The organism is Alphaproteobacteria bacterium, from assembly GCA_040218575.1.
Classification (GTDB): domain Bacteria; phylum Pseudomonadota; class Alphaproteobacteria; order JAVJRE01; family JAVJRE01; genus JAVJRE01.
This window is the reverse complement of record JAVJRE010000002.1, coordinates 70189-82621: the sequence shown is the minus strand read 5'-3', so window position 1 is coordinate 82621 and position 12433 is coordinate 70189. Positions and strand designations below refer to the sequence as shown.

Sequence of the window (12433 nt, the reverse complement as noted above, 5' to 3'; positions counted from 1 at the left end):
CAGGGTAAGAGTGCTTCGCTTTATGTTTCCCGCCGAGCCATCGCCACCGGCCGCCGGAGCGTGAAGCTCCGGAGACCGTTGGCATTCTGGCTCTTTCCCTCCGCCACCCGGCGATACCGATCTGCAGAACCGGCCTAGGCCTGGCTCAGGTAGCGGGTCCGCAACGCGGCAACGTCCTTGACCTTGGGCATGGCGGCGAACCGCTCGGCCACGCGATCACCGAACACGTAATTCGGTGTGCGGTCATAGCTGAAGATAAGCACCATTCGCGGTTTCGTCGTCCGTCCGACCGGGGCAACGCGGTGCAGTGACAGGTTGCCATTGAAGAAGACAAAAGTCCCCGGCTCCGCCTCCGGGCGCTGGGCATAGGTCACGGGGTCACGCAGCACCTTGGCGACCTCGTCGAAGCGTTCGTCCTCCAGCGTACGGATATAGGGCGCGTACTCGAAATAGCCGCCTTCGTCCGGCTTTTGCAGCAACAGGGTGATCACCCCGTCATTGCCGTCATAGTGCCAGCCGTCCGTGTCGCCTTCGCCTTCCACCTTCATGGTCAGGCCGAGGTGTGGACACTGTGTGGGAAACATGGTCTCCGCGCCATAGACCTGGCGTACGAAGTCAATCTGACGGGACCACAGGAACAGCGCGCGGCTATAGCCCTGGTTGGGAAACAGATAGTTGACGAGTCGGGCATAGCGATTGGCATAGGTGACATTGCGCGGATGATCGGCCGGCAGAACTTCGTCCGTCTCCACCTGGAAATTGACCTTGCGCATATTGTCGGTGAACACCGCGTTGGGCATCAGCCCATTGGCTTCGTCTACCAGTTTCCGGAGTCCCTCCGGCCGCAGATATCCCGGCAGGGCGCAGAGCGCGCGTTCCCGAAGGTCCCGCTGGCAGCGCTCGACCAGTGCGCGGCCTGCCGGCGAATCCAGATCGTGGATCGGATAGCGGTCGGTATCGACAAGCGACATCGCCATTTCGGCGCTCGTACTCGGCATAGCCTCTCCCCCCAAAAGCAAAGCGCAGTGACTTGGCCGAAGAGTGATATAGCGGCGTAGCGGACGCAAGAGCCAGCGTTGACCGGTCGGCCGGCAGAGCCGCTCCCGCGGCGGACCGCAAGGCCCGGCGGCACCGCCGGATTCGGCTCCGGCTCCGGTCCGGAGCTGGCTCCGGCAAACGGAGGCGAGGCCTGTTTCGGACTGACAGGCTTCAACCTGCAAACGCTGCCTGATCGGGCGGTTCTTTTTGCACACCCGGGCGCTGAGGGGCGCTGCAGGGGCGGTGCAGGGGCGCTGTCGCTGTGCGGAGAAGACGACTGTGGTCCCCGCGCCCGGACGCCGTCGCGCCGCCCGCATCTGGTTGCGCGGCCGCCGGTCGGCGGACTAGATTGCCGACAGGAAATCCCACGGGTGCGGCGCAACGGCGCCGCTGTCCTCTTCGTCCCGGAACAGCGTCATATCAGGCTGCCAGAGCCATGTCTCACCCGCTCTCCGTGCTGGACATGATGCCCGAGACGTTCAGCGGACCTTCCGCCTGGCTGGGGCCGGACATGGCGCGCCAGCCGGACCGCTGGCTGGCCATCCTGTCCCCCGACATGGTTCGTGAGCTTGAAGGCGCGGCGTCGCAATTTCTGTCGCGGGACCGTGATATCGGCACTATAACGCGCGATGATTTTCCTCTGCCGCGCTTTGCAAACAAGCTGGCGCAGCTAAAGCAGGATTTGCTGCATGGGGTGGGCGTAAGGGTATTTCGCGGCCTGCCGATTGGGCGCTACGACCTGCGCACCACGGCGACGATCTTTTGTGGCATCGGCGCCCATCTGGGCCGCGCCCGGTCACAGAATGCCGCCGGGCATATTCTCGGGCACGTGCGCGACATTGGCGCCAAGGGGACAGACGCCAATACACGCATCTACCAGACCTCAGAGCGTCAGACTTTCCACACCGACAGCGCCGATGTGGTCGCGCTCCTGTGTCTGCAAGCCGCCCGCGAAGGCGGCCGCTCTTTGCTGGTGAGTGTGCAGTCGATCTACAACCGAATGCGTACGGAACGCCCGGATCTGCTTGCCCTTTTGTTCGAGCCCATCGCCACCGACCGCCGCGGCGAAGTGCCGGAGGGGGCGGCGCCATTCATGACCATTCCGGTTCTCAACTGGCACGCAGGACATCTGACCGTCTTCTACCAGCGCCAATACATCGAGAGCGCACAACGCTTTGCGGACGCCACGCGGCTGACTGAAAAACACATAGCGGCGCTGGATATGTTCGATGCGCTGGCCAATCATGAAGATCTCCATTTCGCCATGGACCTGCAACCCGGTGACATGCAGTTCGTGTACAATCACGGACAACTGCACGACCGGACCGGCTTTGTGGACTGGCCGGAGCCGGAGAACAGGCGTCACCTGCTTCGTCTTTGGCTCTCCGTCGCCGGGGACCGCCCGTTGCCCGACTGTTTCAGGCAGCGCTATGGGTCCATTGAGATCGGCAATCGCGGCGGCATCATTACCGCCCGGACGACAACACTGCACGCCCCGTTGGAGGGCTAGGGCAGGGGTCCGTCGCCGCAGCGCCGGGGCTGGGCAGGGGTCAGTCGTGCTTCGCCCTGGACCGCCCGCGCCGATCCACCGGCCTCTCGCTCATTCATTACCCTGCACACGTTGCAGATGCGCCGCGTCGGCTGACAGCAGGGCAATGGCGTCCTCTGTATCGATGGCGGTGCAGAACTCGCCGTGCAGGTTGGCGACGGACATGTCGTGGACGAGCTGCGGGTCATAGTCGGTGCCGTCCAGGCCGATCCGGTTCATGGTGGCGCAGGCGTCATGCACCAGATAGGTGTCGAAGCCCATGTTTCCCGCCGTGCGGACCGTCGTTTCCACACAGAAATTGGTGAAGAAGCCGGCGATGACCAGACGCTGGATGCGCGCCCGGCGCAGGCTCAGTTCAAGCGCGCTACCAATGAAGCCGCTGTTGGCGCTCTTGGTGACGGCGATATCGCCGTCACGGATGTCCATGCCGTCCAGTTGCGCGCCGGTGGCAAGGGCCAGCTTCAAGGGCGAGTTTTTTTCTACCGAGTCATGACGGGTAAAGGCTACGCGCCGCCCTTTGGTCCGCCACGCATTCAGCACCTGCCGCAGGTGATCCTTTGCAGCAGGGTTGTTCATGCGTCCGGTTGGCCCGCCATAATAGGCGGTGTCGTCAACCCCCTTCTGTACGTCGATCAGCAACAGGGCGGTCGACTCGTCAAACTGTGGAATCATTGTGCCTGCGGCTCCCTGCGGCGGTCTCGGCGGTCCGGGCCCATCCTGTCTTTGTCCTCGGCCTGGCGCTAGTCTTGTCCCATGCCGCCTGACTTTCTTCCCGCTGACCGATGCCCGTCATGACTGCGTCCGCGCGGGCCGTTCAGGACAGTGTGGCCTGGCTGATGCAGGGCGCGCCGGGTGTGGACCATCCCCAGGATGTTCTGCAGCGGCTGGCCGATGGCTTGCATGGCGGTGGCTTCCCGTTGCACCGCATGGCGGTGTTCGTCACCACTCTGCATCCGACCTTGTTCGGGCGGGCCTTTCTGTGGCGGCCTGGTCAGCCGGTGGAGGTGCTGGAGGCGCCGTCCGGTATCGTCCAGTCGGAGGAGTACCGTCGCAACCCCATCCCGCGCGTTCTGGAAACCCGTTCACCCATTCGCCGCCGTCTGTGCGACGGCGACTGTCCGCGCGATTTCCTCATCCTGGAAGAGATGGCCCGCGATGGCGTCACCGACTACTACATCCAGCCTCTGCTTTTCTCCGGCGGTCAGGTCCACGCCTTCAGCGCCACGACCCGCGCACCCGGTGGCTTCAGTCACGCGGACATTGCCGGGCTCGAGGGCCTGTGCGCGCCACTGGCCCGCGTCGCCGAGGCCTATGCCTATCGTCGCACCGCCGCCAATTTCCTCACTACCTATGTCGGGCGCAATGCCGCAGAGCGCATTCTCGGTGGCGGCATTCATCTGGGCCACAGCGAGACCATCCGCGCCGCGGTGATCGCCGCCGACCTGCGCGGCTTCTCCGCCTATGCCAACGTCCATGACGGCGCGCGGGTCCTGGCTCTTCTCAACCGCTTCTTCGATTGCCTGGTGCCGGCCATAGAGGCTCATGGCGGCGAGGTGCTCAAGTTCATGGGCGACGGGCTGATCGCCATCTTTCCCATGACCGGGCCCCAGGCCGGACCTCTGACCGGGGCAAGCGCGGAGGCAGAAGCCCTGGCCGGCGCCCATGACGCGGCGCTGGCGATTCGGGCCGCACTGGATGCGGCGCGCCCGGCGGTCAGGGCCGAACTGGATTTCGATCTGCGCTATGGCCTGGCCCTGCACTATGGCGACGTGCTGTTCGGCAATATCGGCGCCGGCAGCCGGCTAGACTTCACGGTTATCGGCCCGGTGGTCAATCTTGCGGCGCGGCTCGAATCCGTTGCCCGGGATCTGGCGCAGGATATTGTCCTGTCGGCCGACTTCGCCGCCGCCTGCCCACGCCCGACACGCGCCCTTGGCGCCGTGCCGGTCAGGGGTTTTGGCGAGGATGTGGCGGTCTATGCTCCCTCCCTTGAAACCTGATTGCTGAGGAATAGCCAATGCCGGTCATGCTGTCCGCGTTCCGCTGGGTACCTGAATTCGCCCAGGGCCATGTGAAGGACCTCCGCGTGCGCTGGGCCCTGGAAGAGGCCGGTGTGCCCTATGACGTGACGCTGATCGATCCGGCTATCCAGAAGTCCGCGGCCTATCGCGCGTGGCAGCCCTTCGGCCAGGTCCCGGCCTATCGCGACGACGATGTGGAAATGTTTGAGTCCGGCGCCATCGTGCTGCACATCGCGGCGGCCTCTGAGGCCCTGGCGCCAAAGAACGCGACGGGCCGGGCCAGGGTCGCCAGTTGGGTTTTCGCCGCCACCACCTCGCTGGAGCCCCACGTGCAGAACTACAATTTCCTGCCGGAAGGCGACAATGAGGAGCGCCGGGCGCAGATGAAGTCACGGCTGAAGGACCGTCTGGACGCCGTTTCCACATGGTTGGGTGACAGGGACTATCTTGAGGACCGCTTCTCCGCCGGCGATCTGGTGATGTCCACGGTTCTGCGTGACGCGGCCGCTTCGGGCCTGCTCAAGCAGCTCCCAAACCTCGACGCCTATCATCAGCGCTGCGAGGCGCGGCCTGCCTTCGGCCGCGCCCTGCAGGCGCAGATGCAGCCGTTCAGGGACAATGCCCCAGCCGGCTGATCCGCCCGCCTTCACATCGCTGATGGACTATGCCGCCCGTCGCAACAGTGTCGAGGTCTGGCAGGACTGTGTCGCGGCCATTCTGCGTCGTCATGGCTTGTTTGATCCGTCACATGAAATGACCGCTGGATTCAATGCCACCTGGCCGACCTTTCTGCACGGCGATGTGGTGGTCAAGCTGTTCGGCTATCTGCCGGCATGGCGTCTGGCCCATGGGGCCGAACAGGCCGCGCTGGCCTGTGTCGCGACTGACCCCGCCATAGGCGCGCCGCGACGCCTGGCTGAGGGGGTGCTGTCTGACGGGGCCGCCGCGCCGTGGCCCTATCTGATCACCGGCCGGGTCCCCGGCATGGCATCGTGGCGCGCCGGCCTGTCGCCGGCGCAACGGCTATCTCTGGCGCGCGATCTCGGCCGGCAGGTGAAGCGGCTCCATTCCATTGCACCGACCGGCCTCGCCAGCCATGGCGACTGGCCCGCAGTCAATGTGGCGCAGGCGGCGGCCGGAAGTTCTCTGCCGCCCCATCTGGCGGCACAGGCCGCCGACTGTGTGGCGCGACTGGGGCCACCGGACCCGGTCTTTGTCCATGGCGATCTGGTGGCCAATCATGTGTTTGTCGCCGACGGTTGCCTCAGCGGTGTCATCGACTGGGGCGATGCCATGGTCGCCGACCGGCACTATGAACTCATTCAGATTCACCGCGATCTGTTTGGCTGTGACAAGGAACTGCTGCGGGCATTCCTGCTGGCCAGCGACTGGCCAACGGGGAATGACTTTGCGCGTCTCGCTCTGGGCCAGGCTCTGTGCCGCCAGGCGGTGGGTATGGTGCAGCATCTGACCATCGATGTCTTCGAGCCGGTCGCCGCCCGGCTGCCGTTGGCTCACATGGCAACGCTAGACGAGTTGGCGGACGCGCTCTTCGCCATTTAGGGCGCCGGTGGCGCGTCACTTGTCCGGGGCGGGTCCGGGGCCTAAGTCCGAGGTGCTCCACCTCACAAGGATTCCTGCCATGGCCGATCCGTCATCGCACCCCGTGCCGGGCGTCGTTCGCCACATTGTCCGTGCCCGGTCCCGCGACCTCGGCGGCTTTGAGGTGCGTCGTGTCTTTCCCTCCGCTGACTGCCGCACCGTCGGCCCCTATGTGTTCTTCGATCAGATCGGTCCCAGCACCTTTCCCGCCGGCGCGGGTGTTGATGTGCGACCGCATCCGCACATCGGCCTGGCGACGCTGACCTATCTGTTTGACGGAGAAATTCTGCACCGGGACAGCCTTGGTAGCGAACAGGTGATCCGCCCTGGCGCGGTCAACTGGATGGTGGCCGGCCGTGGCATCGTCCATTCCCAGCGGACGCCGGACGCCGTGCGCCAGGCCGCCGCGCCTCTCTTCGGCGTTCAGGTATGGATTGCCCTGCCGCGGGCCGACGAGGAAACCCAGCCGGCCTTCCTGCACCATGCGGCAGGCGAATTGCCCCATGTGGAGGGGCCCGGCTACCGCATCCGGCTGATCGCCGGCGGCGCCTTCGGCCATACCGGTCCCGTGCCGGTGTTCAGCCCGACGCTCCTGTTTGAAGCGGAAGTGTCGGCGGGTGCCTCTGTGACCGTGCCGCCGGACTATGCCGAACGCGCCGTTCATGTGGCCGCCGGCGCCGCCGCGGTGGCCGGCCAGGCGGTGGCCGCCGGCAGCATGGCAATCCTGGCGCCCGGTCAGCCGGTGGCGGTTCGCGCCACCGCCGACAGCCGCCTTGTGGTGCTCGGCGGGGCACCTCTGGATGGTCCGCGCCATGTGTGGTGGAACCTGGTGTCATCCCGCCGGGAGCGCATAGAGCAGGCGAAGACCGACTGGCGTGAAGGCCGGTTCCCGCCGGTTCCCGGCGAAACGGAGTCCATTCCCCTGCCGGACCGCCCCGGTCCCTGAGCTGCGTCGCTATACGCTCCGGCCAGGCCCGCCATTCACTCTTGCGATAGCCGGGCGAAGCGGGCATGTGTGCGCCGCCTGCCACTGTCCTTGTCCGGAGATTCAATGGCCCGTTCCACGTCACTACGCCATCGCCGTCAGTCCACCTCTGGCCCGGCGCCCGTCCGCCAGGTGCCCTGGAAGCAGCCGGCCAATCCCTATCCGCCGATTCGCGTCCTGTCGGATGATCAGGTGGAGGCCATCCATCGCTCCTCCTTGCGTATTCTGCGCGATACGGGAATGGAGGTGATGCATGGCGGCGCGCGGGACCGTTTCCGCCAGGCCGGCGCCACCGTTGACGACTCCACCATGCGCGTACGCTTCGACCCGGCGCTTGTGGAGCAGCTCGTCTCCACGGTGCCGTCCGACTTCGTTCTGCGCAGCCGCACCGGCCGCAAAGATCTGCATGGTGGTGGCAACAACTTCTTCTTTGGCGCGGTCGGCGGCCCGGCATTCTATTCCACCCTGGATACGCCGCGCCGGCCGGGCACCTTCGAGGCGTTGCTGGATGGCATAAAGCTCTGTCAGCACATCAACGCCATCCATCTGGCCGGCGCACCGTTCGAGCCGGTGGATCTGCCGGCGGAAAGCCGCTACCTGGACGTTCTCAACGCGGTCATGACTCTGTCGGACAAGGCCTATTTCGGCAGCGCCATGGGCTCGATCCGCGCTAATGACGCCATCGACATGGCCTGTATCGCCTTTGGCGAGACGCGGCAGTCGATTGCCGCGGCGCCCGTCATCTACAGCGGCATCAACACCAACTCACCGCTGCGTCTCGACGTGCCCATGGCGACCGGCCTGATGGCCTTTGCCGAGGCGGCGCAGCCCATCTTCGTCACGCCGTTCACCCTGGCCGGGGCCATGAGCCCGGTGACGCTCGCCGGCTCTCTGGCCCAGCAGAATGCCGAGGCCCTGGCCGGCATTGCGCTGACCCAGATCGTCCGGCCCGGTACGCCGGCGGTCTATGGCGCCTTTACCACCAATGTGGACATGCGTTCCGGCGCCCCGGCCTTCGGCACGCCGGAATATATGCTGGCGGCTCATGCCTCAGGCCAGCTCGCCCGGCGCTACGGCTTTCCCTTCCGTTCGTCCGGCACCACCTGTTCCGTCCTGCCGGACGAGCAGTCGGTCTATGAGACCCTGTTTTCGCTGTGGGGTGCGGTAATGGGCGGCGCCAACATGATCTGGCATGCGGCCGGCTGGACCGATGGCGGGCTCACCTGTTCCTACGAGAAAATGATCATCGATGCCGAGATGCTGCAAACCATCATGGGTTATATGCAGCCAATCCAGGTTAACGATGAGACGCTGGCCGAGAAGGCCATCGCCGAAGTCGGGCCGGGCGGGCATTTCTTCGGTACACAGCACACCATCGACCGCTACGAGACCGCGTTCTATTCGCCGATGCTGTCGGACTGGCGCAACTATGAGAGCTGGGTGGAGGGCGGCAGCGTTGATACCCGCCACCGGGCCAACGCCATCTGGAAACAGATGCTGAAGGAGTTTGAGGCGCCGCCGCTTGATCCGGCCCGCAAGGAAGAACTGGACGCCTTTGTCATCAAGGCCAAGGAGCGTATTGACGCCGGGGCCCATCCCGACGCCGAACGTGATCTCTAGGCCGTGGACCAAACCCGCAGCGAGAGAGTAGACCGTCATGACCAAAATCACTGACCTCAAGGGCTTCTCCTATCCCACGCCGCGCGGCGTCTCGCCGCTGGTGGGCGGCCTGCCGTGGCATTTCGCCACCGAACGCATGTGCATCGCCTGGCGCAGCGATCCGGCTGCCGTTGCCGCCTATCTGCCGGAGCCACTGCAGGCGGCGGAGCCGGCCGCCACGGTGGTTGTTGATTTCGGCCGCTGGTACTGCCTGTGGGATGATCCGGATATGCCGGTGAAGAACCCGGAGCGCACCTGGTACGACGAGACGGTGCTGTGGATCGGCTGCAACTTTCAGGGCCAGAACGCCCGCTTCTGTGTGCAGACCTGGGTCAATCGTGACTTCAGCCTGTTGCGTGGCGTCATCATGGGCTTCAACAAGAAGATCGGTGATACCCATCGCACCACCTTCCAGCCGCTCAATCCCGGTTTCCCGAAGCTCGCGCCTGGCACCACCATGGCCGGTTATGTCACCAGCCACGGCGAACGGCTGATCGAAGGGCGCGTCAATCTGGAGCGGGAGATCGCCCCGCAGGAATTGCCGGCCATGCTCACCTGGCCGCAGATTAATCTGCGCTATTTCCCCAGCATGGAGGCGGGACAACCGCCATCGGTCTGCGAATTGCTGCAACTGGAGGCGAGCAATCTCAAATGGGGCCGCACTCTGGCCGGTTCGGCCGAGGTCAGGCTGCTGCCCAGTGCGCTGGAGGAGCATACGGATCTGGAGGTGCGCGAGGTGCTGGGCGGTTGCTATCTGGAGAACGGCTTTACTGTCACCAACGGCAAGGTGCTGCACCGCTGGACCTGACTTGTCCTTGCGCTTCGGCCGTGCGGCATGATCCAATTTGCCGGGGAGCCAGGGAGGGGATCATGGCCGGCAGTAGCGACTGGCGCGATATCAGCGCCCGGATTAAGCAGGCCTATTCCGGCTCTGGCCATGCCATGTATCGCCGCATCTGGGGCGCCAACATGCATATGGGCCTGTTCGACCATGCGGACGAGCCGTTGGATGCGGCCATGGAGCGTTCCAATGAGCGGCTGGCCGACGGTCTGCTGCTGACTGCCGATCACCGGGTGTTGGAAGTGGGCTGCGGTTTCGGTGGCGCGGCGCTCCACCTGGCGGAACGCTATGGCTGCCACGTGGTCGCGACTGACCTGTCCGATGACAATCTTCGCACCACCCGCGAACGGGCGGCGGCCGCTGGTCTGGCTGGCCTGATAGAGGTGCAGCCGGCCGACTTCCATGATCTGCCATTCGAAGATGGGTCTTTTGATCTGTGGTGGTCACAGGAAGCGCTGCTGGTTGCCGGTGACCGCCGGCTGGCCTTTGCCGAGGCGGCGCGGGTGCTGCGGCCGGGCGGCCACTTCGTCCTCAGCGACATTGTCATGGCTGACGCCACGCCCGATGACCGGCGGGCCGAGCTGCTGCACGAATCCGGGTGTACCGACATGTGGTCGCTTGATCGCTGGCGCAATGAGGTGGAAGGGCTGGGGCTCAGGGTTGAACACTGGCTCGACCTCACGCCCCACATGATCCTCAGCTATGACAAGGCGCGCCGCGCCATGCTCGACAACCGGCCGGAGATGGAGGCGCTCATGGGCGTCGACCGGCTGGCCCGGTCGGTTGATCGCAATCAGCGCTGGATTGATGGCGCGCGCCAGGGCTGGCTTGGCTGGGGCTGCCTGCGGGCGATAAAGGGCTAGGCCACGCCCGTCCCCTCTTGGCCGGCCGGCTCATCGGGCGCAGCATCCCCTTGCGCTGCTATTGGGCGCATTCATGACGGAGACTGGCATGACCGGTGCAACCCGGCCCGTGGTCGAAAGCACGCCGCTGTATTCTCGCACGCCCGTCGAGGCGGACAAAGGCGTCGTCGCCGGCGGTCATGAGGAGTCCGCCCGCGCCGGCGCCGCCATGCTGGCCCTTGGCGGCAGTGCGGTTGACGCTCTGGTCGCCGGCGCCTTCGCCGGGATGGTCGCCGAGCCGTCCTCATGTGGGCCGGGCGGCTGGGCGCAGATTTCGGTGTGGGACCCGGCCAGCGGCCGTTCGCTGACTTTCGATGGCTATATGACCGTGCCGGCGGCGGCGCGCCAGGACCTGTTTGAGATTGACCGGTCTCGACCGCCCACCTTCTATGGCTATCCTTGGACCGTCGGTCAGAAGTCGGAACAGGGAATCCTCTCGCCGGCGGTGCCGGGGGCGGTGTCCGCCTTTTGTGACGCCCACGCCATGTTCGGCAAGCTGCCCCTCAAAGTGGTGCTCGGACCGGCCATCGGACTGGCCGAAGCGGGCCAGCCCTTTGCCTGGTACGACAAGCTGCGGATTGCCGAGAACATTCGCCACATCGAGCGTGATCCTGACATGGCGGCGGTGCTGCTGCCGAACGGCAAGCCGCCGACGATACCGGTCATCTCGCCGGACGGTGACCGCATCGCCACGCCGGCGCTGGCGACCACACTCAAGCGTATTGCCATGCACGGGCGCGACGGCTTTTATCGCGGCCCGACGGCGATGGCGATTGATCGCTATATCCGCAAACGCGGCGGCATCCTGTCGGCCGATGATCTGGCCGCCTACCGCACACGCATCTTCGGCGAGCGGCCACGACGCTATCGTGGTCATGATTACACCACCGGCTTCGATCAGGTTTCGGTCCAGGCGCTGAGCATGCTGGACGGTTACGACCTGGCCGCCGCCGGGCCGGACAGCGTACGCTACCGCCATCTCATGGCTGAGGTTCTGGGTGTGGCCTATACCGACAGCGTGGTTCATTTCGGCGATCCCGATTTCGTCGAGGCGCCGGTCACCGGTCTCGGCAATCCTGACTATGGTGCGCGGCGGCGGCGCGATCTGCGCCTGTCGCGGGCGATGGCGCGGCCGATTCCGGCGGGCGATCCCTGGCCCTATGACGTTGCCGAATGGTCGCCGGAGCGGGTGACGCCAGCGCCGGACCGCCAACGGGTGACGCGGGCGGAGCTCGCTGCCACGGCTGGCCGGCGGACCACGGCGAGTTTCGATGGCACCAGTCAGGTGGTGGCCGCCGATAGCGACGGCATGATGGCGGCCACCATGTATTCCATCGGCTTCGGTTTCGGATTCGCCACCTATGTTCCGGAGGTCGGCGTCTTTCTCAACAACTCCATGAAGAACTTCGATCCGCGACCGGGCTATCCCAATTCAATCCGTCCCGGTCAGCGACCGCTGTTTGCCGCACCCGCCTTGGTCATGAGCCGGCGTGGTCGGCCGCGTTTCGCCGGTGCCGGCTCTGGCGGTTACCGGGTGGAGACTGGGGTTCTGCACGCCCTGGTCAACCATGTGGACCATGGCATGGCACTGCAGGCGGCGGTGGATCATCCACGGGTCCATTGTCAGGGCATGGAAACCTACGTGGATGCCCGTATCCCTGCTGCTGTGCGCCAGCGACTCGCCACCATGGGCCATGACGTGGTGGTGGTGCGTGAGATGCCCGGCACACTGAACTTCGGGCGGGTCGCCTGTCTCGCCTGGAATAGCCGGCGGCGGACGTGGAGCGCCGCCGCTGCGCCGGTCTGGCAGACCGGCGTCGCCGGGGTCGGCTGATG

11 protein-coding genes are annotated in these 12433 nt (G+C 65.5%); 9 read left to right on the top strand and 2 right to left on the bottom strand.

All coding sequences use genetic code 11. The features are described 5' to 3' along the window. Positions 1 to 134 precede the first annotated feature (134 nt). Entirely contained in the window at positions 135 to 998 is an 864-nt protein-coding gene (locus RIE31_01935) for a hypothetical protein (protein MEQ8639362.1), read from the bottom strand. A gap of 476 nt (positions 999 to 1474) precedes the next feature. On the opposite strand from RIE31_01935, the gene RIE31_01930 reads away from it, so the two are divergent. Then, complete coding sequence (locus tag RIE31_01930) at positions 1475 to 2548, top strand: TauD/TfdA family dioxygenase (GenBank protein ID MEQ8639361.1); 1074 nt, start codon at positions 1475 to 1477, stop codon at positions 2546 to 2548. Positions 2549 to 2638: 90 nt separating this feature from the next. Here RIE31_01930 and RIE31_01925 read toward each other — a convergent pair whose 3' ends face one another. Continuing rightward, complete coding sequence (locus RIE31_01925) at positions 2639 to 3259, bottom strand: isochorismatase family protein (protein ID MEQ8639360.1); 621 nt, start codon at positions 3257 to 3259, stop codon at positions 2639 to 2641. Positions 3260 to 3378: 119 nt separating this feature from the next. On the opposite strand from RIE31_01925, the gene RIE31_01920 reads away from it, so the two are divergent. From RIE31_01920 to RIE31_01885, 8 genes are all read left to right on the top strand, one after another. Then, positions 3379 to 4587, top strand: coding sequence for an adenylate/guanylate cyclase domain-containing protein (locus RIE31_01920; GenBank protein ID MEQ8639359.1), 1209 nt, complete (start codon positions 3379 to 3381; stop codon positions 4585 to 4587). A gap of 17 nt (positions 4588 to 4604) precedes the next feature. After that, on the top strand, positions 4605 to 5243 hold the full coding sequence (locus RIE31_01915; GenBank protein ID MEQ8639358.1) for a glutathione S-transferase family protein: 639 nt from the start codon (positions 4605 to 4607) through the stop codon (positions 5241 to 5243). Further along, positions 5227 to 6171: an aminoglycoside phosphotransferase family protein gene (locus tag RIE31_01910; GenBank protein ID MEQ8639357.1), complete on the top strand. Its 945-nt coding sequence runs from the start codon at positions 5227 to 5229 to the stop codon at positions 6169 to 6171. The genes RIE31_01915 and RIE31_01910 overlap by 17 nt, the downstream gene beginning before the upstream one ends. A gap of 79 nt (positions 6172 to 6250) precedes the next feature. Then, positions 6251 to 7156 (top strand): pirin family protein, encoded by a 906-nt coding sequence (locus RIE31_01905; GenBank protein ID MEQ8639356.1) that lies wholly within the window; start codon positions 6251 to 6253, stop codon positions 7154 to 7156. 105 nt (positions 7157 to 7261) lie between these two features. Further along, positions 7262 to 8815, top strand: coding sequence for a trimethylamine methyltransferase family protein (locus tag RIE31_01900; protein MEQ8639355.1), 1554 nt, complete (start codon positions 7262 to 7264; stop codon positions 8813 to 8815). Between the two features lie 37 nt (positions 8816 to 8852). Then, positions 8853 to 9662 (top strand): acetoacetate decarboxylase family protein, encoded by an 810-nt coding sequence (locus RIE31_01895; GenBank protein ID MEQ8639354.1) that lies wholly within the window; start codon positions 8853 to 8855, stop codon positions 9660 to 9662. Positions 9663 to 9724: 62 nt separating this feature from the next. After that, positions 9725 to 10558 (top strand): methyltransferase domain-containing protein, encoded by an 834-nt coding sequence (locus tag RIE31_01890; GenBank protein ID MEQ8639353.1) that lies wholly within the window; start codon positions 9725 to 9727, stop codon positions 10556 to 10558. Positions 10559 to 10646: 88 nt separating this feature from the next. Next, positions 10647 to 12431 carry a gamma-glutamyltransferase gene (locus RIE31_01885; GenBank protein ID MEQ8639352.1) on the top strand — a complete coding sequence of 595 codons (1785 nt, stop codon included), beginning with the start codon at positions 10647 to 10649 and terminating at the stop codon, positions 12429 to 12431. Positions 12432 to 12433: the final 2 nt, after the last annotated feature.